This window comes from Cupriavidus sp. NPDC089707 (assembly GCF_044748965.1).
GTDB lineage: Bacteria > Pseudomonadota > Gammaproteobacteria > Burkholderiales > Burkholderiaceae > Cupriavidus.
The window spans coordinates 37,734-63,347 of sequence record NZ_JBIVHB010000028.1 but is presented as its reverse complement, the minus strand read 5'-3'; the positions used below and the strand labels follow the sequence as shown (position 1 = coordinate 63,347).

Annotated in this window: 21 protein-coding genes and 1 pseudogene; 7 read left to right on the top strand and 15 right to left on the bottom strand. The window is 66.4% G+C overall.

The window, feature by feature from the left end; all coding sequences use genetic code 11:
• Positions 1-9 precede the first annotated feature (9 nt).
• Together ACIP1U_RS28840 and ACIP1U_RS28835 are read right to left on the bottom strand one after the other, a co-directional pair.
• Complete coding sequence (locus tag ACIP1U_RS28840) at positions 10-936, bottom strand: LysR family transcriptional regulator (RefSeq protein ID WP_400322411.1); 927 nt, start codon at positions 934-936, stop codon at positions 10-12.
• Between the two features lie 172 nt (positions 937-1,108).
• Positions 1,109-1,600, bottom strand: coding sequence for a SixA phosphatase family protein (locus tag ACIP1U_RS28835; protein ID WP_400322409.1), 492 nt, complete (start codon positions 1,598-1,600; stop codon positions 1,109-1,111).
• A 181-nt stretch (positions 1,601-1,781) separates the two neighbouring features.
• Between ACIP1U_RS28835 and ACIP1U_RS28830 the strand changes: the two genes are divergently transcribed.
• On the top strand, positions 1,782-2,441 hold the full coding sequence (locus tag ACIP1U_RS28830) for a dienelactone hydrolase family protein (RefSeq protein ID WP_400322407.1): 660 nt from the start codon (positions 1,782-1,784) through the stop codon (positions 2,439-2,441).
• Between the two features lie 225 nt (positions 2,442-2,666).
• Here the strand turns inward: ACIP1U_RS28830 and ACIP1U_RS28825 are convergent, their stop codons facing one another.
• Positions 2,667-3,902 carry an MFS transporter gene (locus tag ACIP1U_RS28825; RefSeq protein WP_400322405.1) on the bottom strand — a complete coding sequence of 412 codons (1,236 nt, stop codon included), beginning with the start codon at positions 3,900-3,902 and terminating at the stop codon, positions 2,667-2,669.
• Between the two features lie 222 nt (positions 3,903-4,124).
• A complete protein-coding gene (locus ACIP1U_RS28820; RefSeq protein ID WP_400322403.1) occupies positions 4,125-5,162 on the bottom strand; it encodes a radical SAM protein in 1,038 nt (345 codons plus the stop codon).
• 464 nt (positions 5,163-5,626) lie between these two features.
• Here ACIP1U_RS28820 and ACIP1U_RS28815 point away from each other — a divergent pair, with 464 nt between their 5' ends.
• Positions 5,627-6,676, top strand: coding sequence for a phytoene/squalene synthase family protein (locus ACIP1U_RS28815; protein ID WP_400322401.1), 1,050 nt, complete (start codon positions 5,627-5,629; stop codon positions 6,674-6,676).
• 38 nt (positions 6,677-6,714) lie between these two features.
• Here ACIP1U_RS28815 and ACIP1U_RS28810 read toward each other — a convergent pair whose 3' ends face one another.
• Together ACIP1U_RS28810 and ACIP1U_RS28805 are read right to left on the bottom strand one after the other, a co-directional pair.
• Positions 6,715-7,893 (bottom strand): FIST N-terminal domain-containing protein, encoded by a 1,179-nt coding sequence (locus ACIP1U_RS28810; RefSeq protein ID WP_400322399.1) that lies wholly within the window; start codon positions 7,891-7,893, stop codon positions 6,715-6,717.
• Between the two features lie 103 nt (positions 7,894-7,996).
• Positions 7,997-8,995 carry a tripartite tricarboxylate transporter substrate binding protein gene (locus ACIP1U_RS28805; RefSeq protein ID WP_400322397.1) on the bottom strand — a complete coding sequence of 333 codons (999 nt, stop codon included), beginning with the start codon at positions 8,993-8,995 and terminating at the stop codon, positions 7,997-7,999.
• Between the two features lie 188 nt (positions 8,996-9,183).
• Here ACIP1U_RS28805 and ACIP1U_RS28800 point away from each other — a divergent pair, with 188 nt between their 5' ends.
• From ACIP1U_RS28800 to tcuB, 3 genes are all read left to right on the top strand, one after another.
• The gene (locus tag ACIP1U_RS28800) at positions 9,184-10,110 is read left to right on the top strand and encodes a LysR family transcriptional regulator (protein WP_400322395.1); all 927 of its coding nucleotides are present in this window, start codon (positions 9,184-9,186) and stop codon (positions 10,108-10,110) included.
• 127 nt (positions 10,111-10,237) lie between these two features.
• A complete protein-coding gene (gene tcuA, locus ACIP1U_RS28795) occupies positions 10,238-11,647 on the top strand; it encodes an FAD-dependent tricarballylate dehydrogenase TcuA (protein WP_400322443.1) in 1,410 nt (469 codons plus the stop codon).
• Positions 11,634-12,833: a tricarballylate utilization 4Fe-4S protein TcuB gene (gene tcuB / locus ACIP1U_RS28790; protein WP_400322393.1), complete on the top strand. Its 1,200-nt coding sequence runs from the start codon at positions 11,634-11,636 to the stop codon at positions 12,831-12,833. The genes tcuA and tcuB overlap by 14 nt, the downstream gene beginning before the upstream one ends.
• Positions 12,834-12,870: 37 nt before the next feature.
• Here the strand turns inward: tcuB and ACIP1U_RS28785 are convergent.
• A pseudogene (locus ACIP1U_RS28785) lies at positions 12,871-13,017 on the bottom strand (helix-turn-helix domain-containing protein); the annotation flags it as partial.
• Between the two features lie 114 nt (positions 13,018-13,131).
• Here ACIP1U_RS28785 and ACIP1U_RS28780 point away from each other — a divergent pair.
• On the top strand, positions 13,132-14,232 hold the full coding sequence (locus tag ACIP1U_RS28780) for an alpha/beta hydrolase (RefSeq protein WP_400322391.1): 1,101 nt from the start codon (positions 13,132-13,134) through the stop codon (positions 14,230-14,232).
• Between the two features lie 102 nt (positions 14,233-14,334).
• Here the strand turns inward: ACIP1U_RS28780 and ACIP1U_RS28775 are convergent, their stop codons facing one another.
• The 5 genes from ACIP1U_RS28775 to ACIP1U_RS28755 form a co-directional block, all read right to left on the bottom strand.
• Positions 14,335-15,342, bottom strand: a complete 1,008-nt coding sequence (locus ACIP1U_RS28775; protein WP_400322389.1) for a Bug family tripartite tricarboxylate transporter substrate binding protein — start codon at positions 15,340-15,342, stop codon at positions 14,335-14,337.
• Between the two features lie 195 nt (positions 15,343-15,537).
• A complete protein-coding gene (locus ACIP1U_RS28770) occupies positions 15,538-16,269 on the bottom strand; it encodes an SDR family NAD(P)-dependent oxidoreductase (protein WP_400322387.1) in 732 nt (243 codons plus the stop codon).
• Positions 16,270-16,483: 214 nt separating this feature from the next.
• Complete coding sequence (gene pcaF, locus ACIP1U_RS28765) at positions 16,484-17,686, bottom strand: 3-oxoadipyl-CoA thiolase (RefSeq protein WP_133097935.1); 1,203 nt, start codon at positions 17,684-17,686, stop codon at positions 16,484-16,486.
• A gap of 51 nt (positions 17,687-17,737) precedes the next feature.
• The gene (locus tag ACIP1U_RS28760; RefSeq protein ID WP_400322385.1) at positions 17,738-18,376 is read right to left on the bottom strand and encodes a 3-oxoacid CoA-transferase subunit B; all 639 of its coding nucleotides are present in this window, start codon (positions 18,374-18,376) and stop codon (positions 17,738-17,740) included.
• Positions 18,377-18,398: 22 nt separating this feature from the next.
• The gene (locus tag ACIP1U_RS28755; RefSeq protein ID WP_400322383.1) at positions 18,399-19,061 is read right to left on the bottom strand and encodes a 3-oxoacid CoA-transferase subunit A; all 663 of its coding nucleotides are present in this window, start codon (positions 19,059-19,061) and stop codon (positions 18,399-18,401) included.
• A gap of 516 nt (positions 19,062-19,577) precedes the next feature.
• On the opposite strand from ACIP1U_RS28755, the gene ACIP1U_RS28750 reads away from it, so the two are divergent.
• Positions 19,578-19,829, top strand: a complete 252-nt coding sequence (locus ACIP1U_RS28750; protein ID WP_400322381.1) for a hypothetical protein — start codon at positions 19,578-19,580, stop codon at positions 19,827-19,829.
• Between the two features lie 44 nt (positions 19,830-19,873).
• Here ACIP1U_RS28750 and ACIP1U_RS28745 read toward each other — a convergent pair whose 3' ends face one another.
• The 3 genes from ACIP1U_RS28745 to ACIP1U_RS28735 all read right to left on the bottom strand — a co-directional run bounded on the left by ACIP1U_RS28745 (position 19,874) and on the right by ACIP1U_RS28735 (position 25,598).
• A complete protein-coding gene (locus tag ACIP1U_RS28745) occupies positions 19,874-22,936 on the bottom strand; it encodes an AAA family ATPase (protein ID WP_400322379.1) in 3,063 nt (1,020 codons plus the stop codon).
• Positions 22,933-24,081 (bottom strand): exonuclease SbcCD subunit D, encoded by a 1,149-nt coding sequence (locus ACIP1U_RS28740; protein ID WP_400322377.1) that lies wholly within the window; start codon positions 24,079-24,081, stop codon positions 22,933-22,935. The genes ACIP1U_RS28745 and ACIP1U_RS28740 overlap by 4 nt, the downstream gene beginning before the upstream one ends.
• Positions 24,082-24,233: 152 nt before the next feature.
• Entirely contained in the window at positions 24,234-25,598 is a 1,365-nt protein-coding gene (locus ACIP1U_RS28735; protein WP_400322375.1) for a sigma 54-interacting transcriptional regulator, read from the bottom strand.
• Positions 25,599-25,614: the final 16 nt, after the last annotated feature.

Below are 25,614 nucleotides of genomic sequence, written 5' to 3'. Positions count from 1 at the left end.
ATTGCATAACTAACGCGCCAGCGCCCGCAGCGTATCGATCAGCAGGCTCATCGATGCGGTCGGCGGGCGCCCGCGCCGCGTGACGATGCCGTACGGCCCCAGTTTCCGCGGCAGCGGCAACGGCAACTCCGCCAGCGCGCCGAGGCGGCCGTAGTACGCCGCCACCGACTCCGGCAGTACCGCGATCAGCTCGCTGTCGGCCAGCAGCGACGTGGTCATCAGCACCGCGGCGGTCTCGATGGTCGACGGCGGCGCCGGCACGCCGGCATCCTCGAACGAGCGGTCGATCAGCGCACGCATCGGGCTCGGCCGTGGCTGCATGATCCACGGGTAGCGGGTCAGTTCCGCGAACGACAACTTGCGCCGCCGCGCCAGCGGATGCTGCGGCCCGACCACGATCGCCAGGCCTTCGTCGCCAAGCTGCTCGAACTCGAGGCCGCTGCTGTCCCAGCCATCGGGCACGCGGCCCAGCACGACATCGAGCTGGTCGCGCTCCAGCAGCGGCACCAGCAGGTCGCTGGTCTCCACCTGCACCGCCACCTCCAGCCGCGGATGATCGCGATTCAGCCGCCGGATGGCCTCGGCCAGCAGGCCAGGCGTCGGCGCCATCACCGCGCCGACGCGCACGCGCCCGATCTTGCCCGACTCAAGCGCCACCAGCTCGTCGCGCAAGCCATCCATGTCGGCAAACACCAGCCGGGCGTAGCGCGTGGCCGCCATCCCGAAGCGCGTCGCACGCAGCCCGCGCGCATGGCGCTCGAACAGCGGCACGCCCAGCAGGTCTTCCATGTCCTGCAGCATCTTGCTGACGGCTGGCTGCGTCAGCGTCAGCGCTTCGGCGGCCTGCCGCAGCGAACCGCGCTCCTCCACCGCCAGCAGCAAGCGCAGGTGCTGCATCTTGAGACGGCCGTGGAGGGTGCTGACGGGTGGGATCATGGAGTGGGACGGCGGGCAGAAAAGCATGAAGGCGGGCTTTCGCCCTGCGATCACAAATTCTTATCGCTTCGCCCCGGATGGTCAAGCCGGAGATATCACTGCAACCCACGCTGCAATGTCCGCTGCAACGCCCGCTGCAACGCCCACTGAAATACCCACGCCCGGCACTCGGCTACGACTTCCTGGGCGAATCCAGCGAGACTTTCGACGGGGTGACTTCCCCGACATCCGCCCACGCCTTCGTGTCGAAACGGAATTTGGCGACGGCGCAGGTCGGCATGTCGGGGATCTCGCCTGACGACAGCCGCTGCGCGAAGTCGGTGAACTCGGGGTTGTGACCGAACAACATCACGCTGCCAAGCTTCTTGTCGAGCGCACGGACGACAGCCAGCAGGTCATCCGCACTGCTCGCGTACAGCCGGTCATCAATCGCGATGTCCTTGCGGGCATAGCCAAGTTCGTCGGCGATCAGGTGCGCCGTGGTCAGCGCACGCACGGCCGGACTCGACACCAGCAGGTCTGGCCTTACCTTGCGCTCGGCCAGGCGCTTGCCCATTTCCGGGGCGTCGCGCAGACCGCGATCATCCAACGGACGCTCGCGGTCTGGCAAGGACGGGTCATCGCGGCTTGACTTGGCGTGGCGGACGAGAAACAGGGTCTTCATGGCCCCTCCTTGATGCATCGGGATGTTGGTCGATTATTGGTGGATTGCTGGTCGATTCCGCGCGTCAGTGGCCCGGCAGACGGACGGCTGGCTTCGCCGCTACGCTCGCCCTATAGTGGACTGCGATGGGGCCGATTGCAACGCGGGCAAGCGTCGAAGCACCATCTTGTGGAGGGCGGCCATGCGTAGCGGCAGTGCAGATGCCATCGAGGTTGTAATCCCCGCGGGTGGCGTGGCGTTGCAAGGCATGCTCGCCTTGCCGCCAGGCGCAAGCGCCCTGGTATTGTTTGCGCACGGTACCGGCAGTTCCCGGCATAGCCCGCGCAATCGGTATGTGGCCGCCGAACTCAACCACTGCGGCATGGGAACGCTGTTGATGGACCTGCTCATGCCGGAGGAAGACCAGGTGCAGGCTATCCGCTTCGACGTCGGACTGCTGGCCACGCGGCTGGCACTGGCGACCGAGTGGGTGGTGCGGCAGCAAGGCGTGCCGCCGCGGTTGGGCTACTTCGGCGCCAGCATAGGTGCCGCCGCGTCGATCCGCGCCGCCAGCCAGTCGCCGATCCCGATACACGCCATCGTTTCACGAGGCGGCAGGGTCGACCTGGCGGGCGCCGATGCCCTGGCGAATTTGCTTGCGCCCACCATGCTGATCATCGGCGGGCTGGATGTGAGCGTCATTGAACGCAATGAGTTCGCCTTTGCCCAGCTCAAGTGCCAGAAGAAGCTGGTGATCGTTCCCGGCGCTTCCCATTTGTTCGAGGAGCCCGGCGCACTGGAATCGGTCGCTCGCCTGGCGTCACAGTGGTTCGAGCGCTATCTCTGCAAGGCATCGTCCTGAGCGGCGTCTGCGGAGGCTTATCGCTCCGCCCGCTTGGCTATTCCTGCGTCACTCGCTGATCCAGCGCCTGCCCCATGCGGAGCGCGGCTGCAAGCAGCCGGCCAGTCCAGGACAGTGCGTGAGGACTGCCCGCCCCGCCCTGGGCAGAATCAACGGCCGCAGATATGCGTTAGCCACAGGCTCAGGGCACCCGATTCGCCTTTGTCGTTGGCCGATGCTGTTGCATCAATTTAGCAAATTGGGCTGGACGCCCGATTTCCCTAGTTTCAGATGCAGCAACAATGCCACAGCCATGCACAGTCCCGCGTTGTATGCGGCAATTACCAAAAAGGCATCAGTGAGCTGTAGTAGCACACCAGCCGCAAACAGCCCGGTTGGAAAGGCAGATCCAACGATCAACGCTTGCACCCCTAACAAGCGGCCATATGAATCGCGCGGTACCCGCGTCATCAGCAGCGCATCCGCCGCGCTTCCGGAAAACGCGACGCTGGCTCCGATCACGAGCAAGGCAATGTTAAGGCCCGGATATCGCCAGGCACTTGGCAGCTCCGCTGAAACACAGATCAGCAAGAAGCCGAACCCAGTCATCACGGCCAATGACGGAAGATGGCACCGCCTCAGCTTTGCATAACTCAACGCACCGCCAACGGCCCCCGCCCCCAGGCAGGACTCCGAAAATCCGAGATACGCACTGTTGGCCCCATCGATGGCTGCGACAAAGAGCGGCATGATGACGACCAGCGGCGATAGCACAAAATTAAGGATCGCGGTAAAACCAAGGGCGAAAACCAGGGTGTGATCGCGTTTGTAAAAGGCAACGGCCACCGCGATGCGCTCCGTCAAGGGCAACGCCTTCTGGTCCGCGGAACCCGAAGGCGGCGACATATCCAATGACCAGATTACCCAGGCACTGACCAGTAGAATGCCGCAGCTCACCAGCGTCGCGTAAGCGGGCTTCAACGCAATCAGCAGCAGACCACCAAACAGTGGGACGACCAGCTTGCTCAGATAACCCGCACTGCGTGAGAGGCCCGCGGCCAAGTTCTCCCTCTCGCCATGAAGCAGATCCTTGATCAGAATCTGTCGGGAAATAGAAAAACCAGTGACCGCCGTCCCCAAACCAATCTCAGAAAGAATCAATAGCCACAGCGGCAGCAATCGTGCCAAAACCGCGATCGTCCCCAGCAAGATTGCGGCACCTGCGAGCAGTGAGAGCATGCAGGCATTCCGTGCTCCCATTCTTTGAATCAGGCCATTGAATGGGATGCCACTGAAAATTCGAGCCACTGCACCGCCTCCTATGACTAGCGGAAGCAGAGACGTGATTTCCGTGAGTTGCGCAAGGAACCACGTGATCGTCAAGGTCTGCAGAATTGTGGCGCCCGGAACAAGGAACCCTACTGCCACCAGCCCCAACAACGGCTTGGGCAGACCTTGCGTTTCTGTATGCTGCAGGGTCATGTTGGCAGCCCCAGGACGGTTCGTGCCAATGCTGCGCCACGCTGCCCCAGTGACATCAAGTAGAAGACATTGTCGCGAATGTCGTCACAAACAGAAAACTCCTTTGCGGATCGCAGGTCTCCTGTCGCCAGATCGGCATAGTCTGCGCGAGGACAATAGTGAGAGACCGGGCACACCTTGCATGCCGGCGGTTCTTCCAGCAGCGCCTGGTATTCGCATAATTTATCGAATCCATAGTCGCCCGTCGCGATGTCCCCCGAAATGGTACTCAGGAAATTCAAAAAGATTGTCCTGTGGGCATATGCGGCCATCGTGATTAATATGGAATTGCACGCGAGGCAAGATCCCTGCATCCCGGGTATAGATCAGCTTGAGATAACGAGCAAGGGGTGACGATTGCACGAAAGGGCCCAGCTGGGGATCATGCTCGACGGCCGCCACCAGCTTTTCAGTAATCATTCTCGTCGTTACCTTGTTCAACAATTTCATGCGTGCCGCCGATCCCGTCATGCTCAATGGTGAATATAAAAACTGTGTCGCCCCTAGTTTTCGCACGAAATAAATGGTATCAACGAAGGATGGAAAATTATGTGCCCCGATCACAGCCTTGATAGAGATGAAGGCGCCCATGCTCGCCATGTATCGTACATTGGACACGACTTGGTCAAAGCTCCTGGGTCGAAAATGATCGTGTACCTCTCGTATATGCGAATCCAGGGAAATGCGCCACTCGACACCGCCATCCTTGTACAACTCTGAAAACGCTTCCGACTGGAATTTTCTTGTATTGGCCGCGTTGGTCGACACCCGGATCAGCAACCCTCTTTCCCTGGCGTACCCGAGAATCCTTTCGAAATCCTTGTTTATGGTTGGCTCACCACCGAATAGTTGAAGCGTCCTTGGTGGATTGCTCATTTCATCACCCAGGCCGATGATGTAATTAATGAAATCTTTAACCTCGCAGTATTCCAGATCGAACTTCCCACGGCGCATGCTGCTCGGGACCTCTATGTAGCAGTGAGGGCACGTCAAGTTGCAGCGGTTGGTAAGCTTGACGACCGGATACAGTGCCAGATGCTCCTTTTTCGCCAACCTGGATGCCTTCGAGATTCTTTCCAGGGAACGCGTAAAAACCGGATCGTTAGCCGCTAGCAAGCTTTCAAGTTCTACGGCTTTTTCTTTGCTTACCCTCATCCATGTTTGTGGAATTTTTGTTACGTATATCGCCGCGCCATAAGTGTTTGCTTTGAAGAATTTCATGTCATCCGCCTTTCGAGAACGGCGAGGTGGACCATTTTCACCTCGCCTCACTCATCGCGCTCAGGATTCGGGTACCAGCCACTTTTACCTGCGAGCTAACGGCGCAATCGATATCCCATCCTAAAGTTCAGCTTCTGATCGAGGAAGAAAATATCTAACCAGCCTCCCGATGAGTGCCAGGCCAGGTCAGTGATAAATCGGGGTAGAGGAATGTCGAGGCTAGCATCTGGAGGGATCAACGCAGCGCCGGTTTCACGCCGCCTGGTTGCAGGCATTGCCGAGGCACATGCAGCCTCGTCCGCAAACTTGTCCCGTCCGGTCAATCAATTAACGCGAAGCGCTGCGCCACAGCCAAGCCGCTCCAGTAGGCGCCTCGCATCCATGTCGAAGGTACAATGTCCGCGCCCGCCTGCTGCCAACCAGGCCTATCTCTCCGCCAACCACTTAGGAACAGGTCACCACCCATGCGCGACATCAGCCGGGCGTTCCTCCTCGGTCCGCTGCTCAAAGGCGTCTCGCGTTCGTTCTACCTCACGCTGCGCGTGCTGCCTGCGCGGATGCGCGATCCGGTCGGGCTGGCCTACCTGCTGGCGCGCGCCGCGGACACGATTGCGGATACGGCGCTGGTTGCGCCGGAAAGGCGGCTGGCGTTGCTGCTGTCCTTGCGTGACCAGGTCAACGGCAATACGGATGGCGCGGCACCGGCGCTCGACATCGCGGCGAAACTGGCCAGCCACCAGGCGCAGTCCGACGAGCGGATCCTGCTGGAATCGCTCGGTCCCGCATTGGCGGTGCTGACGCAACTGCAGTCGGCCGACCAGCAAGCGGTGAGGCAGATCGTTTCCACCCTCAGCGAAGGCATGGAGTTCGACCTGCGCACGTTTCCCGACGAGCGCGCCGGACGCATCGTGACACTGGCCGACCTGGCGGCGCTGGACCACTACACCTACATGGTCGCCGGTTGCGTGGGCGAATTCTGGACCCACATGACCGCGGCGCATGTGCCGGGTGCGATCAACGGCGACCTTGGCGCCAGGCTGCAAAGTGGGGTTCGCTTCGGCAAGGCCCTGCAGATGACCAATGTGCTGCGCGACTGCGGCAAGGACCTGCGCATCGGCCGCTGCTACCTGCCGGCGTCGCTGCTGGAACAACATGGGCTGACGCCGCAGGATTTGCTGCTGCCGGACGCTTCAGTGCGCGCGCATGCCCTGATGCGTTCGCTCGCCGCCATGACACTGGCGCATTTCCATGAAGCCATGGCCTACACGCTGGCCATCCCGCGGCGTTTCGTCCGGCTGCGGCTGGCGTGCCTATGGCCGATCCTGATCGGCATGGAAACCTTGCTGCTGCTGGTGCGCAACGAGCACTGGCTGGACCCGGCCAGGGCCTCGAAGATGCCGCGCCGCGAGGTCTACCGCATGGTTGTGTCTTCGCTGCCGATGGTCTGCTCGAACGGCTTGCTGCGCAGCTGGTTTGCGCGCCAGGTGCGCAGCATCGAAGCCGTCATCGGCTGACTTGTTCCCTGGCTTGCCTTGCCCGGGCGCCAGCCCGTTCAATGGCTGGTGAATACCGTCAGCACCCCGGTATAGCCATAGAGGTGATCCCTCGCGATCTCGCCGCCCGCAAAGAAGCCGGCCAGCGGCAGGTCGCCCAGCGCGCCGCGCACAGTCTGCAGTTCGGCATGCGGCGCGCCGAAATGCGGCCCGCCCCGGCCTGAGCAGCTGATGTAGAGCGCGCCACGCGCGTGGCCGCCGCCTTGCTCGATGTCCGTGCGGATTTCCGTGGCGATGCGTTCCAGGTCCGCGCGCGCCGCGGCGGCGTTGCGCATGCAGAACGCCAGCCGCATGCCGGGCGCGACCTGGTCGGCCAGCGCGAGCACGCGATGCTGCACATCCAGGCCGATCAGGTGGCGCACCAGCGTATCCGAGCCGAACCTGCCCGGCTGCACCGGCGCATCGTCGGTGGCGGCGTTCAAACCCGCAAGCGTTCCCGACAACGCTGCCGCCATCGCTTCCACGGGTGCGTCGCGCTCGACGCCCAGGTCCTGCAGCACGCAATCCAGCGCGGGCTTGCCGTCCAAAGCGAACAGCAGGTTGTGTTCGCTGCGCGTCACCGCGCGTGCCGGGCCGATCGGCTGGCAGCCCTGCGTGACGCGGGAGACGAGTTCGACTTCCGGGCCAAACAGCACACCGGACAAGCCGCCGGAATACACGCCGTCGGCAATATGCAGGGTTCGGTTGCGTGCCGAGCTCAGCCCGCCGAACAGGTAGCCAGTGGCGGTGCGCGCGCTCAGCTCGTGCAGCAGCTCCTGCACGTCCGGAGTGCTGCCCTCGGCATGCACCAGCGCGGTATGTGGGACAAAGTCCGAAGATGCGGCCGGCAAGGGCTGGCGCCCCGAGAACAGCTGGAAGCTGCCGCGCGGGAACGGCGCCGCCAGCAGCGCCATTGCCGGCTGGTCGAAGTACTCCACGCCGCTCGCCGACACGCCGAGGCCAACCGTGCCGACCCACGACACCCCGGGCCAGTTCTGCTGCAACGCGGCGAGAATCGCCTCCGCAGCGAGCGCGTAGTAATCGCTGAGGTAGCACCAGCCGAGCGTCAGCGGCGGCGCATGGTCCAGCCGCGCCTGGCGCAGCAGGTCCTGCGTGTCCAGTTGGCGCTGGCAGTCGGCCAGCGAAACCTGCCACTCGGTATGCGCGGCGTCAGCGTGAACAAAGGTGAGGTCATGCATGGCTTGCCTCCGGGTCCAGGCTGGCGTCATACCATTGGACTCCGACGGGCAGTGGGTGTTCAGGTCCCCGCTCAGCGGCAAGCGTTGACGCGCATCTTCTCGCTTATTCCGCCTTGGCCCCTGACTCGCGCGCGACCTTGACCCACTTGTCGGTCTCGGCCCGGATAAACGCCGCAAGCTGCGGCGGCGTCATGTCGCCGGCGGTCACGCCCTGCTCCTCGAAGCGCTTCTGCACGTCGGGCGCCTTCAGCAGCTTCCCGAGTTCGGCCGACACACGCTGCCCGATCGCCGCCGGCGTGCCGCGCGGCGCCATCAGCGCGAACCACGTCGTGACCTCATAGCCCTTCACGCCGCTCTCGGCCAGCGTCGGCACGCCCGGATAGGCGCCCGAGCGCTTCGCGGTGGTAACGGCCAGCGCCTTGACCTTGCCGCTGCGCACATGCTGCGACGCCGACGGGCTGGTTTCGATCGCCATCTGGATCTGGCCGGCGATCAGGTCGGTCATCATCGGCGCGCCACCCTTGTACGGCACGTGCGCGATATCGGTCCCGGTGAGCGAGCGGAACAGCTCGCCGGACATGTGCTCGGTGCTGCCAATGCCGGCCGAGCCGTAGTTGACCTTGCCGGGGTGCGCCTTGATATAGGCGACCAGCTCCGGCACCGACCGTGCCGGGATGGCTGGATTGACCACCAGCACGTTGGGCGTCAGCGCCACCAGCCCCACGGGGTCGAGGTCGCGCGTGAACTCGTACGGCAGGCTCTTGTAGATGGCCGGCGCCATGGTGTGTGCCACGGTGGCGAGCAGGAAGGTATAGCCGTCGGGCTGCGCACGCGCGACGTTGGCCGCGCCGAGAGTGCCGCCGGCGCCGGGGCGGTTGTCGATCACCACGGGCTGCTGCAGCGCCTCGCCCAGCTTCTGGCCAACAGTGCGCGCGAGGATGTCGGTGGTGCCGCCGCTGGCGAAGGGCACCACCAGCGTGATCGGCCTGGTTGGCCAGCTGTCGGCGGCGAATGCGGTGGTGATGGCGGCGGGATTGCCGAGCACGGCGCCGGCGGCCAGCGCGGCAAGCACGCTGCGGCGGATGCGCGAAACGGAAGGCATGCAGTCTCCTTTGCGGGAAGTCATGTTGTTATGGGACCGCGGGCAGGCGCGCCCGCTTCTGGTGGTGCGACTCTACGCATCCGCCGCGGCGCGCGCCATCGGGCGGGCGTTAAGAGGTCTTCAGGATTCGTGAACCGTGACGGGTTTTCCGCTACCATGCCGGCAAATTGCGGCAGCGGGGACGCGACATGGAACTGAGGCAACTGCGCTACTTCGTCAGCGTGATCGAGCATGGCAGCATGGGCAAGGCAGCGCTGGAGCTGGGCGTGGTCACCTCCGCGCTGAGCCAGCAGATCAGCCGGCTGGAAAGCGAGCTGTCGACGCGGCTGCTGCAGCGCACCTCCACCGGCGTGGTCGCCACCGATGCCGGGCTGGCGTTCTGGCGTCAGGCCCAGCTGGCGCTGCGCCATATCGACGACGCCGCACTGGCGGCCCGCCAGGCTCGCCTGTCGGGCCACGTCAGCGTGGGGCTGCCGCCCAGCACTGCAGGTGTGCTGGCGCTGCCCTTCATGCAGGCCATGCGCGAGCGCTACCCCGACGTGCGGCTGCGCATGGTGGAGAGCCTGTCCGGCTATCTCGGGGCCATGCTGAGCGCCCGCCAGATCGACCTGGCGGTGCTGTTCAGCGAAGAGCCGGCGCAGCGCTGGAGCGTGCTGCCCCTGCTCGACGAGCGCCTGTTCGTGATCGGCGCCGAGGGATTGGCCGGCATGCCGCGCGGCGCGAGCACTTCGGTGGCGGCGCTGGGCAAGCTGCCGCTGATCCTGCCCAGCGGCTCGCACGGCTTGCGCGCGCTGGTCGCCGCCTGCTTCCGGCAGGCAAAGCGCGAGCCGCAGGTGGTGGCGGAGATCGACGGCCTTGCGATCCTGATGGATGCCGTGCAGGGTGGCCTGGGCGCCACCATCCAGCCCGGCGCGGCGCTGGCGCGCAGCCAGGGCACGCCCTACCGCAGCGTGCTGCTCACCGACACCGCCGCGACCCGGCCCAATTTGCTGGTGAGCCTGTCCGACGACGAACTCTCCCCCGCGGGGCTGGCCGCGCGCGTGGTGCTGGCCGACGTGGCCGCCACGCTGGTGCGCGAAGGGCGCTGGCCGGGCGCTAGCCTGCGGCCGCGCTGACACCGTCGACGCCAAGCCGTCGAGGCTTCACGAAAGCTGAAGCCCCCTTGCCGCGGCCCTGATGGCGGCTATGCGCCTTGCCGGCCAAGATGTCGTCAGCAAGGAGACAATGCCGATGGTCGACGTATTGGTGGACGTATTAATAATTGGCGGCGGCAACGCGGCCCTGTGCGCAGCGCTGATGGCGCGAGAAGCCGGGGCCTCGGTGCTGCTGCTCGAATCCGCGCCGCGCGCCTGGCGTGGCGGCAATTCCCAGCACACCCGCAACCTGCGCTGCATGCACGACGCGCCGCAAGACGTGCTGGTCGATGCCTATCCCGAAGAAGAGTACTGGCAGGACCTGCTCAAGGTCACCGGCGGCATCACCGACGAACACCTGGCGCGGCTGGTGATCCGCGCCTCGTCCACCTGCCGGCCGTGGATGCGCAAGCATGGCGTGCGCTTCCAGCCGCCGCTGTCTGGCGCGTTGCATGTGGCGCGCACGAATGCGTTCTTCATGGGCGGCGGCAAGGCGCTGGTCAATGCCTATTACCGCAGCGCGGAAGCGCTGGGCGTGCAGATCCGCTATGAAACCCCGGTCGACGCGATCGAGATGGACGGCGACCGCTTCGTCGCCGCGCGCAGCGGTGACCAGCGTTTTGCCGCGCGGTCCTGCGTGCTGGCCGCGGGCGGCTTCGAGTCCAACCGCGAATGGCTGCGCGAGGCCTGGGGCCAGAACGAACGCGGCGAATGGCCTGCCGACAACTTCCTGATCCGCGGCACGCGCTTCAACCAGGGCGTGCTGCTGCGCCACATGATCGATGCGGGCGCCGATGCCGTCGGCGACCCGTCGCAATCGCACTGCGTTGCCATCGATGCGCGCGCGCCCTTATATGACGGGGGCATCTGCACGCGCATCGACTGCGTGTCGCTGGGCATCGTCGTCAATCGCGACGCCGAGCGCTTCTATGACGAGGGCGAGGACTTCTGGCCCAAGCGCTACGCGATCTGGGGCCGGCTGGTAGCGCTGCAGCCCGGGCAGGTCGGCTATTCGATCATCGACAGCCAGGCCATCGGCCGCTTCATGCCGCCAGTGTTCCCCGGCGAGAAGGCCGACACGCTGCCTGAACTCGCGCGCAAGCTGGGGCTGCCGGAGGCTCGGTTCGTGCGCACCGTGCAGGACTACAACGCGGCGTGCCGCGTCGGCACCTTCGACCATGCCGCGATGGACGATTGCCATACCGAAGGGCTGGCACCCGCCAAGACACACTGGGCACGCCCGCTGGACCAGGCACCGTTCTACGGCTACGCGTTGCGGCCGGGCATCACCTTTACTTACCTGGGGCTCAAGGCCAACGAGCGCGCCCAGGTGCATTTCGGCGGCAAGCCGAGCGGGAATCTGTTTGTGGCGGGGGAAATGATGGCGGGCAACGTGCTGGGCAAGGGGTATACGGCCGGGGTCGGCATGTCGATCGGCACGGCTTTCGGGCGCATTGCCGGCACGCAAGCCGCGCGGGCGGCTGGGATCCAGTCGGGAGCGATCCATGCAGAAGCTTGAAGCCCTGGCACGCGAGGCCGCGGAACTGGCAGGCAATGAAGCTGTCGCCAGGCACGGCAATGCCCACGTGATCCGCGTGCTGCCCCTGACCGACAATGAAGCCGAAGTCGCGCGGCAGATGCAGATCTGCAATGCCTGCCGGTATTGCGAAGGGTTTTGCGCGGTGTTTCCGGCGATGACGCGGCGGCTTGAATTCGGCAAGGCCGATGTCAACTATCTGGCGAACCTGTGCCACAACTGTGGGGCGTGCTACCACGCTTGCCAGTACGCGCCGCCGCACGACTTCGGCGTCAATGTGCCGCAGGCAATGGCGAAGGTGCGGCTGGAGACGTACAGCGAATATGCGTGGCCGGCGCCGCTGGGCAAGCTGTACCAGCGCAACGGCCTGACGCTATCGGTAGCGCTGGCGATCGGGCTGGCGTTGTTCCTGGTGCTGGCCGTGACCGTGGGCGGGGCGCTGTGGCGCACGCATGCGGGTGGGAACTTCTACGCGGTGTTCCCCCATAACACGCTGGCAAGCATGTTCGGCGCGGTGTTCGGCTTTGCGGTGATCGCGCTGGGCATCGGCGTACGCCGTTTCTGGCGCGACGTGTCGGCCGGAACAGCCTCGGCGCCTGCCGTGGCCGAGGCGGCAAGGAACGTGCTGGCGCTGACCTATCTGGATGGCGGGCACGGCGATGGCTGCAATGAGGCGAGCGATCGCTTTACGCTGGCGCGGCGGCGGTTCCACCATTTCACGTTCTATGGCTTCATGCTGTGCTTTGCGTCGACGACGGTGGCGACGGCTTACCACTACCTGCTGGGATGGCATGCGCCGTATCCGGTGTTCAGCCTGCCGGTGCTGTTGGGTACTGCTGGCGGTATCGGGCTCTTGATCGGGCCGGCCGGATTGCTGTGGCTGAACCTGCGGCGGCACCCCATGCACGGAGATGTGCGGCAGCGACCGATGGATCGTGGATTCATTGCACTGCTGTTGTTGACCAGCGGGACAGGATTAGGCTTGCTGGCTGGGCGTGAGACGGCTGCGATGCCGTTGCTGCTGGCGGTCCACCTCGGGGTGGTGATGGCGCTGTTCGCGACGCTGCCGTATGGGAAGTTTGCGCATGGGATTTACCGCAGTGCCGCGCTGCTCAAGGCTGCGGTCGAGAAGCGGCAGGGGAAAGGGTTGCAGCTCGGGGGGGATTGATTGTTGGCGGCTGCGGCCGGCACAGCAAGGCGGCACCCTACGGACGAGTCACCTGTTGTCGCGAGAAGCTCGGCGCCACGCCGGTCCATCGCTTATAGGCTTGCGAAAACGAGGACAGGTCGCTGAACCCCAGCTCGTGGGCAATCTCTTTCATGGGCAGGCGCCCCTCCAGACATTCACGGGGCGCCTCGCCAAGGGTGTTGGCCTAGATTCTAAAGCGATTGGCCCACCCAAACATCGACCGCGCAGGAGGGGACGACCAAGATCGCAGCATCGTAACCCGCACCGCGACGTCTCCATGAACCTCGCTCCTCTTGTCCGCCAAGCCCGAGCGCTGGGGCTCGCCCTCGGCCTGTCGAGCGGCCTTAGCGCACCTGCGCACGCCGACGAAGCTTGCCCGTCCAATTCAACCGATGCGGCCAACATGCCCATGACCTACGCAAGCCAGACCATCTGGCGCGACATGCAACAGTTCCTCCCGCCTGAGTTCCAATGGAAGGAGGATCAACAGCCGCAAGAGGAATGGCGGAACTGGAACGGCCATCGCCTCCATCTCGACACGTACCGCAACCCGCAAGCGAAGGTGAAGGTCATTCTGTTCCACGGCGTTGGCACCAACGGGCGGCAGATGTCGATGATCCTGGGCGCGCCACTAGCGCGGCACGGCTATGAGACGATCGCGGTCGACATGCCGGAATACGGCATGACCGAGGTAGCCAAAGGTGCGCTTGTCCGTTACGACGATTGGGTGCGCGCCGGAAGCGACTTGATCGACGCCGAACTGGCACGCGATGATCGCCCGATCGTGCTGTACGGGCTGAGCGCTGGCGGCATGCTCACGTACCACGTGGCTGCGCTGAACAAGAAGGTGAAAGGCATCGTCGGCATGACCTTTCTCGATCAACGCCTGCAACAGGTGCGCGACGAGACGGCCCTCAGTCCGCTCATGAGCCGCATTGGCGGCCCGATGATGAACCTCACCGCGAAAACACCGCTGAGATCCATGCGCATGCCCATGACAGTGGCAAGCAAGATGTCCGCGTTGGTCAACGAAGAGGCTGCGCTAAAGGTCTGGCTGTCCGACAAGCGCTCCGCCGGCAATGCCATGACAATGGCCTTTCTCAGTTCCTATGTCTCGTATCAGCCTGCGATGGAACCGGAGGATTTCGATGTTTGCCCGATCCTGCTGACCCAGCCCGCAGCGGACCGGTGGACTCCCTTGCACCTCAGCGAGCCGTTCCTCAAGCGCGCCGTGAGAGTGCCTGTGAAGATCGTCATGCTCGAGAACGGTGGGCACTATCCGCTTGAGCAACCAGGGCTCTCTCAAATGGTGGACGCCATCGACTCGTTCGCTCGTGACTTAACAACACGATCATCGGAGACCAGGGCTCGCCCTTGACCAGGACTGCGTCTCTGAGAAATCGGCGATGAACCAAAAAAAACCGGCCCAACGGGCCAGCCCAACGGGCCGGCTTTTCAGAAACCTAAACCAGATCCAACCTCAATCCACCGTAGCGCCCGAGGCCTTCACAACCTTGGCCCACTTGGCGGTTTCCGCCTTCATGAACGCAGCCAGCTGCGCCGGCTTTTCCGGATTCGGCTCAGCACCCTGGTCTGCCATCTGCTTCTTCACTTCCGGCATGGCCAGGATCTTGACCACTTCTGCATTCAGGCGATCGACGATCGGCTGCGGCGTGCCGCCGGTAGCGTACAGCGCAAACCAGGAAGTCGCTTCATAACCCGGCACGCCCGACTCGGCCACGGTCGGCACGTTCGGCAGTGCCGGCGAACGCTTGGCCGAGGTCACGGCGATCGCGCGCAGCTTGCCCGCCTTCACATGCGGATACGACGACGGCATGTTGTCGAACATCAGCCCGATCTGGTTGCCCAGCAGGTCATTCACCGCCGGCGCGCTGCCCTTGTAGGGAATGTGCTGGATATGCAGGCTGGTCATCGAGTTGAACAGCTCACCCGACAGGTGCATCGACGAGCCGCTGCCCGACGAGCCATAAGACAGCTTGTCCGGATTGGCCTTGACGTACGCGATCAGTTCCTTGACGTTGTTGACCGGCACCTTGGGGTTCACCACCACGAGGTTCGGCACCATCGCCACGCGGGTGATCGGCGCGAAGTCCTTGACCGGGTCATACGGCAGCTTGGAATACAGCGACTGGTTGATCGCGTGCGTGCCGATGGTGCCCATGAACAGCGTGTAGCCGTCGCCTGGCGCCTTGGCCGCCAGCGACGCGCCGATATTGCCGCCCGCGCCCGGACGGTTGTCGATCACCACCGGCTGGCCGAGCGCCTTGCCCAGCTGCAGGCCGACGATGCGGGCCAGGATGTCGGTGGTGCCGCCGGCCGAGAACGGCACGATCAGCGTGATCGGCTTGGTTGGGTAGCCACCTTGTGCGTGCGCGGCGCCAGCGAAGCCGGCAAAGGTGGTGGCCAGCGCCACGCCGGCGGCGAGCAGGCGGCGGCGCATGGTGGAGGTCTGGGAAGTATGTCTCATCGGTTTACTCCGGTATCGCTGTCCCGACGGAGATTGGGGCCCGTGCAGGACGTTGTGCTGAAATGGCGTGATTGCCGTTCCCGAATGGATGCTGCGCACTCGCGCGCATCCTGGTTGACGGCCCGGTTGCAGGCCGCCATGCGTGACGCTTGGTTAACGTCTCTTCTTGTCGAATCTTTGAGTGCCCGCGCGCGCTTACACCGGCGCGACACCCAGCGTGGTGCCGCCGCACACGTACATCACCTGGCCGGTGACGAAACCGTTGTCCGGCGACAGGAAGAACAGCGCGGCGCGGGCGACGTCTTCCGGCGTGCCCATGCGCTTGACGGTGATGCTGGCAAGGATGCGCTTGGTCTGCTCGGCGCCTTCCGGATTGCTCTTGCGGAACAGCTCGGTGGCGATCGGGCCCGGGGCCACGGCATTGACGGTGATACCGTCGCCGCCCAGTTCCATCGCCAGCGTGCGGGTCATGCCGATCAGGCCGGCCTTGGTGGCCGAGTACACCACGCGCTCAGGCTTTCCCAGCGCGGCGCGCGACGCCATGTTGACGATGCGGCCGAAGCCCGCGGCGCGCATTGCGGGCAGGCAGGCTTGCAGCAGCAACAGCGGCGCTTGCAGGTGCAGGCCCGTCACGTAGTCCAGGTCGGCAACGGTGGCGCTGTCGGCGGTGCCGGGGCGGGTGGCGCCGGCATTGTTCACCAGGCGCGTGACGGCGAAGCGCGACGTGACCTGCTCCGCCACGGCGCGGGTCGCCTCGGCGTCGGTCAGGTCGGCCCGGAAGAAGGTCATGCTGGGATGCGACCAGGCCGGCGCGGCGTAGTCGACATTGATCACCTGCGTCACGCCATCGGCCAGCAGCATTTCACAGATGGCACGGCCGATGCCGGCACTGCCGCCGGTGACGAGGGTGGCTACGGGGAGGGACATCTTTGACTCACTTTCAAAACTACTGCAGTCTTGCCCCCTCTCCCGCTTGCGGGAGAGGGTTGGGGAGAGGGCCGGCGCTGGCGAGAGCGACGCGCTGCCATGAGCACGAACGTCCGCTACTGCATTTTGGTGGCGCTTCGCGACTGCGCACGCCTGCCCTCTCCCCCGCCCCTCTCCCGCACGCGCGGGAGAGGGGAGCCAACACTCGGCACGCTTAAACGCGCTCGATCACCATGGCGATACCCTGGCCCACGCCAATGCACATCGTGCACAGCGCGAAGCGGCCACCGGTGCGGTGCAGCTGGTACATCGCGGTGGTGACCAGGCGGGCGCCGCTCATGCCGAGCGGATGGCCCAGCGCGATCGCGCCGCCGTTCGGGTTGACGCGCTTGTCGTCGTCTGCCACGCCCAGTTCGCGCAGCACGGCCAGGCCTTGCGCGGCAAACGCTTCGTTCAGCTCGATCACGTCGATCTGGTCCAGCGTCATGCCCAGCTGCTTGAGCAGCTTCTGCGTCGCCGGTGCCGGGCCGATGCCCATCACGCGCGGTGCCACGCCGGCGGTGGCCATGCCGACGATGCGCGCACGCGGGGTCAGGCCGTGTTGCTTGATGCCAGCTTCGCTCGCCAGCAGCAGCGCGCAGGCGCCGTCGTTCACGCCCGAGGCGTTGCCGGCGGTGACGGTGCCGTCAGGACGGACCACGCCGCGCAGCTTGGCCAGCGCTTCCATGCTGGTGGCGCGCGGGTGCTCGTCGCGCTCGACCACGATCGGGTCGCCCTTCTTCTGGGCGATGGTGACCGCGGTGATCTCTTGCGCCAGCGTACCGTCGGCTTGCGCGCGGGAAGCCTTCTCCTGGCTGCGCAGCGCCATCAGGTCCTGGTCTTCGCGGCTGATCTTGTAGTCGGTGGCAACGTTCTCGGCGGTCTCGGGCATCGAGTCCACGCCATACGCCGCGCGCATGGCCGGGTTGATGAAGCGCCAGCCGATGGTGGTGTCGAAGATCTGCGCATCGCGCGAGAACGCGCTGGTGGCCTTGCCCATCACGAACGGGGCGCGGCTCATGCTCTCCACGCCGCCGGCGATCATCAGTTGCGCTTCGCCCGCCTTGATCGCGCGCGCCGCGGTGCCGGTGGCATCCATGCCGGAGCCGCACAGGCGGTTGATGGTGGCACCCGGCACGTCTTGCGGCAGGCCGGCCAGCAGCGACGACATGCGCGCCACGTTGCGGTTGTCTTCGCCGGCCTGATTGGCGTTGCCATAGATCACGTCGTCAATGGCTTTCCAGTCCACATTGGGATTGCGGGCCATCAGTGCCTTCAGCGGCACCGCGCCAAGGTCGTCCGGGCGCACCGCCGACAGGCTGCCGCCGTAGCGGCCGATGGGCGTGCGGATGGCATCGCAGATAAAGGCTTCGGTCATGGTGTGTCTCTCTCTTTGTGATGGATATCGATGGGATATCGATGCCGGCGCTCAGGCCTGTTTCAGGGGCACGCCGGTCAGGCGCTGCAGTTCTTCAAAACTCAGCCCGTCCACCAGGTCGCGCGCGACCAGGCCGTCGGGGGTCACGTCGAGCGTGGCAAGGTCAGTGTAGATGCGCGTCACGCAACCAATGCCGGTCAGCGGATAAGTGCACTGCGGCACGACCTTGCTTTCCCCTTGCTTGGTCTGGTGCTCCATCATCACGAACACCTGCTTGGCGCCGATCGCGAGGTCCATCGCGCCGCCCACGGCGGGGATAGCGCCGGGTGCGCCGGTATGCCAGTTGGCCAGGTCGCCCTTCTCCGACACCTGGAACGCGCCCAGGACGCAGAAGTCGAGGTGGCCACCGCGCATCATCGCGAACGAATCGGCGTGGTGGAAGTACGAGCCGCCCGGCTTGATCGTCACCGGCTGCTTGCCGGCGTTGATCAGGTCGCCGTCTTCCTCGCCGGCAGCGGGCGCGGGGCCCATGCCGAGCAGGCCGTTCTCGCTGTGCAGCAGGATTTCCTTGTCTGCGGGCAGGTGGTTGCCGACTAGCGTCGGCAGGCCGATGCCGAGGTTGACCACGGCACCCTCGGGAATGTCTTTAGCCACGCGGGCGGCCATCTGATCGCGGGTCAGGCGTTGCATGCTGTTTCTCCTGTTGCCGCGCTCAGGCGACCTTGACGACGCGCTTGACGAAGAGGCCCGGCGTCACGATGTGTTCGGGATTCATCTCGCCCAGCTCCACCACCTTGCTGACCTGCACGATGGCGCACTTGGCGGCCATGGCCATGATCGGGCCGAAATTGCGCGCGGTCTTGCGGTAGGTAAGGTTGCCCCAGCGGTCGGCGGTCTCGGCCTTGATCAGCGCAAAGTCGGCCTGGATCGGCGATTCGAACACATAACCCTGGCCGTCGATGATGCGGGTTTCCTTGCCCTCTGCCAGCGGCGTGCCGTAGGCGGTGCGGGTGAAGAAGCCGCCAATGCCGGCGCCGGCGGCGCGGATGCGCTCGGCCAGGTTGCCCTGCGGCACCAGTTCCAGTTCGATCTCGCCGGCGTGGTACAGCGAGTCGAACACGTAGGAATCCGACTGGCGCGGGAACGAGCAGATGATCTTGCGCACGCGCTTGGTCTTCAGCAGCGCGGCCAGGCCGGTGTCGCCGTTGCCGGCGTTGTTGTTGACGATGGTCAGGTCGCGTGCGCCTTGCTCGATCAGCGCGTCGATCAGTTCCGCGGGCATGCCTGCCAGGCCGAAGCCGCCAATGAGGATGGTGGCGCCGTCGTGGATGCCGGCCACCGCCGCTTCCACCGTGTCGTATAGCTTGTTGATCACTTGCGTTCCAGGTCGGAAGATCCGCAGGCTACCGGAGCGGGCCGCAAGGCGCGGCGCATGAAAGACGGTCTCCAGATGGCCCGCCGGAAGGATGTTCGTTTGCGGCCGGCGGCGTTGGCGCCGCCAGTACCGCCCGTTGAACGGTCCAGCAGTCTGCGTGGTGTTGTTGGAGCTGTGCGGTCTGGCACAGCCGCGATCCGAATGCGGGCCGGCGGTTGAGTCGGCGTTGTTCGCCATTCGAACTTGAATTCGCAGAATGAACAGATTACACCTGCACGCGTGCGACGGTCAATCTGTTGGCCGCCAAGGGGTGCAGACGATGGGCGATCACCGCGCGGGGTGACGGCGGCGTCCCGTGTAGGACAGGACCGACAGGGGAATCGGTTCGCTGTCGATGTTGCGCCGGGGTCGCGGCGGCTATCCTCGAATCAGAAGAAGGCAGCGCCCGCACAGCAGCCCCCGGACCACCGGCTCAGGCGCGCCGACCGGCAACAGACAAGAAAGAGGAGTCCGACCATGGGCACCGCCAACGTCACGAATGCATCCACGCAACATGCCGCAGCCCTTGCGCGCATCCTGCAGGTTACGCAGCAGGCGTGGGGATTGGGCCAGGAAAACAACGAAAAAATCGCCTCCGCAACAGTTCGAGGCGCCACCGGACAGCGCGCGCCCACGCTGTCGCGCCGCGCGCGGCTGGCGCAGGCCGCCGCGCGCGCGTTCGAAGCGCAGGTCATGGCGATCCGCTGCCGGCAGGTGTTCGTCGGCTGACCGGCATGCCGGCCGACCCGGCCGGCCAATACTCACAGTTACTCTCAGTTCGCGGCCGCCACGCCGCTCAGCGTGGCGCGGCTGCCGCCAACACCCGGCCGCACTTCCAGGCGCACATCAATGCGCTCGCGCAACTCGGCCACGTGCGAAATGATCCCCACCAATCGGCCGGCTTGCTGCAGATCGAGCAGCGTACGGATGGCAAAGTCCAGGCTTTCCGGATCCAGCGTGCCGAACCCTTCGTCGACGAACAGCGTATCGAGCTGGATCCCGCCCGCGCGCGACTGCACCACGTCGGCCAGGCCGAGCGCGAGCGACAGCGACGCGAGGAAGCCTTCGCCGCCTGACAGCGTATTGGCCGGGCGCGGCGCACCAGTGTCATAGTCGAACACTTCGATATCCAGCCCGCCGGCACTGCGCTGGTCTGCCTGCTCGCGCACGCGCTGCAGCACGTAGCGGCCCCGGCTCATCGCCAGCAGCCGCGCCGACGCGGCTTCCAGCACCTCGTCGAGCAGCGTTGCCAGCACGAAGCGCTGGAACGTCATGCGGCGCGGGTTGTTGCCGTTGGCAACCTCGGCCAGCCGGCCGAGCACCGCATAGCGGGCTTCGATATCGCGGCCCTGCGCATCGAGTTGCTGCAAGCGCAGCTGGCATTGCTGCAGCAGGTCGCGCGAGCGGCCGCGATCCGACTGCTGCCGGACCAAGGATTCCACAGCGTCGGCTGCGGTCTGCAGGGCGGCACGCAAGCCGTCCAGGTCCGGCGCTCCGAGTCCTTGCGCCGCGGCTTCAGCGCGTTCGCGCAGCCGGGCGGCGGCGACCAGTTCCGTATCAAACGCACGCAGCGCCTGGTCGATGCGCGCCATGTCGGCATCGGGCAGGCGGGCCGCGGCGTGCGCCTCGGCATCGGCAAGACCCTCCCGGGCCAACGCTTGCGCCAGCGCGCCGTCCGACTCGGCAAGGCGCGCGGCGGCTTGCGCCTGTGCCTGCCGGGCCGAGCCGAGCGCGGCCTGCGCGGCGGCGGCATCCGTGGCGGCTTGCCGTTCCGCCGCCTGCGCGGTAGCGAGCGCGCGCTCCAGCACGGCGGCATCGGCCTGCGCCTGGCGCAGGGCTTCGGCCAGCACCGCCGGATCGCGCGAATCCTCGGGGACTTGCGCGCAGGCCACCTGCCATGCGACCTGGCACTGCGCCAGCGCCTGCGAAGCCGCCTCCGCCGCAGCGGAGGCCTCGCGGGTGGCGAGTTCCGCCGCCTCGCGCGCGGCGCGGCTGGCGGTAATGGCGGCCTCGCACTGGCCGACGCTGGCCGCTGCCTGCTGGCCTGCCGCCAGCGCGGCTGCCAGCGTTGCCATGTCTGTCTTCAGCTGGTGCGCGGCTTCGTCCGAGATGTCGCCCAGGGCCTGCGCGAGTTCGTCGGCACGCTCACGCGCCTGCGTAGTCGCGGCCTGCGCGGCCTGTACCTGGCCGGCGCAACGCACCGCCTGCGATTCGGCCTCGAGCATGGCGCCGCGCGCCTGTTCCAGCGCCTCGTCGGACAGCGGCGTATCGACATGCTGCGCCGGGCTGGGATGCGCACTGCTGCCACATACTGGACACGCCTCGCCGGTGGCGAGCAACGTCGCCAGCCGCGCCGCCTGGCCGGCACGCCACGTGGCTTCGGCATCGGCCAGCGCGGCACGGCGGCGCTCGCGCAGGCGGTCGGCCAGTTGCTGCGCCGCTTCCACGTCTGCGGCTTGTGCGACAGCGTTGGCAAGCGCCTGCACTGCCTGGGCATGGCGGCTGAATTGCCGCGACTTGTCCTGCAGCGCTGCGAGCTGCAATTGCGTGCCTTGCAGCTGCGCGGCAGCAAGCTGCGCCTGCCCGAGCGCGGTCTCTGCCGCCGCGGCATCGGCATGGCTCGCGGCCAGCCTGGCGGCGGCACGCTCGCGCGCCTCGGTGGTGGCGGCCTGCTTTTTCTGTGCCGACTGGAAAGCCTCGCTCAGCGTGCCGAGCTGGCGGGCGCGCGGCAGCATGGCATCCAGTTCCGTGCAGCGCCGCTGTGCGGCCGAGCGCAACCCGGCCCGGGCCGTCTCGGCTTGCAACGCGGCAGCGGCTTGCACGGCTTGCTGCGCGGTACGCGCTGCGGCCGCATCGGCTTGCTCAAGCGCTGCCCCGGCTGCCGCACGGTCCCGCTGCGCGAGCTGCCACTGCTGCAGCGCGGGGTTGACGCGCGCCGCGCGCTGCGCAGCCTGCAGCCGCAACCGTTCGGCTTCCATCGCGGGTTGCTGTGCCAGCAGCGCCGCGTGCGCGCCTTCGGCCTGCTGGCGCTCGTACAGCCGCGCCGCCACCTGTTCGCCCGCGCCCAGCGCCGCCTGCGCCGCGACCAGCGCCTGGCGTGTGCCCTGCTCCCGCCCCTGCAGCGCATGCATTTCCGCCTGCAGCGCGGCGATGCCGTCGACGAGCGCCTGCGCGCTCTCCATGCCGGCCTGCCGCAGCGCTTCGTCGCGCTGGATGCCGATGCGCTCGGCATCGCGGCGGATGCCGGCCGCCTGCGTCTTCAGCAGTTCTTCCACGCGGCGATAGAGTTCGGTGCGGAACAACCGCTCCAGGATCGCCTGCCGCGCCTGCGAACTGGCGGTCAGCAGTTCGCGGAAGCGCCCTTGCGGCAGCACGATGACCTGGCGGAACTGCGCGCTGTCGAAGCCGAGCAGCTCGCGGATGGCATCGCTGACCTTGCCTGGCTGGCCAGCCTTGCTGACCCAGCCATTGCCGTCATGCTGGTCCAGCTGCGCCTTGGCCGGCTCCGTCAGCCAGCCCTCGCCGCGCTGCTTGGGCCGCTCCTGCACGGGCGAGCGCACCACGCGCCAGCGCTGCGCGCCCAGGCTGAATTCCAGCGTGACCTCGGTGCGCAGCCCCGGCGCGGCGTTGGCGCTGCGCATGGCCTGCGCACTGCGCTCGCCGCCGGAGGTATCGCCATACAAGGCGAAGCAGATCGCATCGAGCAGCGTGGTCTTGCCGGCGCCGGTGGGGCCGTGGATCAGGAAGAATGCCTGGTCGCCCAGCCGCGTGAAATCGACCTGCTCGGTCGCGGCAAACGGCCCGAAGGCCTGCAGGGTCAGGTGCAGCGGTCTCATGCCGACTCCCGCTCCGCCGCCGCCATGCCGGCCAGCACCTGGTCCAGCACTTCGCGATGGCCCGGCTCCAGCTCGGCATCGGCCACCTCGCGGAAAAAGCTGGCAAACAGCTCCCCGGGGCCAAGCTGGCGCAGCTGGCGGCCCGCTTCCGAGGCCGTGCCGCTGCGCGCCAGCACCGTGCGCTCGATCGACAGCGCGTTGGGGTAGACCTGGCGCAGCTTGGCCATCGGGTCGAGCAGCGCGCCGGCATCGGTCAGGCGCGCGTGGATATAGTCGTCGCGCTGCGGGTCATCGGCGCCGGCGGCAAGCAGCGCGGCCAGTTCGCCTTCCACCACGCGCACGTCGCGCAGCGGCTGCAGCGGCACCGGCGTGATCGACACGGCGCCGTCGGCATCCAGCTCGATGCGCGACACCGACTTGTCGTGCGCGCATTCGGACAAGGAGTACTTGAGCAACGAGCCGGCGTAGTGGATGCGCCCGCCGCCCAGCGTCTGCGGCCGGTGCAGGTGGCCCAGCGCCACCAGGTCGAAACCGGCGAACAGGTCGGCCGCCACGGCGCCGCTGCCGCCGACCGACAGCGGCCGCTCCGACTCGCTGGCCGCGCCGCCGACCACGAAGGCATGGCCCACCACCACGGCGCGCACGCCCGGCGGATGGACCGCGCGGATCGCATCGAGTTGCGCGCGCAGCGCGGCTTCATGCGAGGGCAGCTCGGCGCCCATGGCGTCGCGCACCACCGCGGGCTCGGCATAGGGCAGCGCGTAGAGGCGCACTTCGCCGTGCGCATCGTGCAGCGTCACGCTGGCAGCATCGGCCAACGTGCGGCCGGCCACGTGCAGGCCCTGCGCGCGCATCAGGCGCGCGCCGAATTCCAGCCGCTGCGCGCTGTCATGGTTGCCGGCGATCATCACCACGGGCACGCCGGCATCGACGACGATGCGGCCCAGTACGTCGTCAAGCAGCGCCACGGCCTCGGGCGGGGGCACGGCGCGGTCATAGACGTCGCCGGCGATCAGCACGGCGTCGGGTCGTTCGGCTTTGACCAGTTCAACGAACTGGCCGAGGATATGGGCCTGGTCTTCCAGCAGGCTGCGGGCATGGAAGAGCCGGCCGAGATGCCAGTCGGCGGTGTGCAGGAAACGCAATCTGGGATCCGGTGGAAAGGTGGATGCGGCGCGCGCAGCCCGTAATGATAAATCGTTGCGGGGCCTGCGCGGCCGTTCAGCGACGGTTCAGCCGTGCCGGCGCATCATAGAAGGAGATCCGCCTGCCCTGAGCCGGCAGTCATGCGCCAGCATCAGACCGGCTCGGCCTCGCTGTCGGCGATCTGGTACTTGCGCATCTTTTCCCACAGCACCTTGCGGCTGATGCCCAGGCTCGCCGCCGTATCCTGCCGCCGCCAGCCATTGGCATCGAGCGCGGCCAGGATGCGGCGGCGTTCTTCCGTATCGGCGCGCAGGTCGTTGCGCTCGCCGGCGTCGAACGCGCCCGGATGCAGCGCGCGGAACAGCGGCCGGATGCGCTCCTCGTCCCAGCTGCCGGCCTGTTGCACGGTAATGCCGACGCGCTCGGCCAGGTTGCGCAGTTCGCGTACGTTGCCGGTGAAGTAGGCGGTGCCGACCGCGCCCCGGAGCCAGTCGGGCATCGGCGGCAGGTCGTCAAGACCGGACGGCCCCAGCATATGGCGCAGGAACGATTGCAGCAGCGCTACCTTGTCGGCCGGCCCGCGCTCTTCGAGGCTGGGGATGCGCATCTCGATCACGGCCAGGCGGAAATACAGGTCGGCGCGGAAGCGCCCTTGCCGCACCGCTTCGCGCAGGTCCTTGTTGGTGGCGGCAACCAGGCGGAAGTCGAGCTTGACCGACAGCGTCGAGCCCAGCCGCGTGATGGCGCTCTCTTCCAGCACGCGCAGCAGCTTGACCTGCTGGAACAGCGGCAGGTCGCCGATTTCATCGAGGAACAGCGTGCCGCCGTTGGCCTGCTCGAAAAAGCCGCGGTGGGCGAAGGCAGCGCCGGTGAATGCGCCCTTGGCGTGGCCGAAGAACTGCGATTCGAACAGCCCGTCGGGGATTGCGCCGCAGTTGACCGCGACGAACGGGCCCTTGCCGTAGCTGCGGTTGCGTTCATGGAACAGGCGCGCGATGCGCTCTTTGCCGGCGCCGGTCTCACCGTACAGCATCACGTTGCTGCCGAAGTCGGCAAAGGTCTCCACGTGCTGCAGCAGCTGCCGCATCGCTGTGGAACCGGCTACCAGCTCGGCCTCGCGCGCGCCGCCGGCATCGGCGGCCAGCAGCTGCGGCAGCAGCTTGCCGATCTGGTTGCGCAGATCGGCGCCGGTGAAGTCGTCAGTGAGGATATGCGCGTATTCGGCCGGGAAACGGCCGGGATCGGTCTCGCGGCCCGGTGCCGCGACCCAGATCACCGGCATGCCGTGCGCGGCCTCCCAGTCAAGCGTGAAGCGCGCCGCGCCGATCACCGAGACGCTGATCACGGCGATGCAGGGCTTGGTGCGCGGCTCGGCGGGCAGCGCCTCGAGCGCGCCGGCGCGGATCACGTCGACGCCCAGCGGCGAAAGGAAGCGGGTCACGCGGTCGGCAATCTCGTACTTGCCTTCCCACACGTAGACTTCGAGGTTTTCGTAGGCCCAGCGGTCGGTCTTCATTGCATCTCTGCCATCA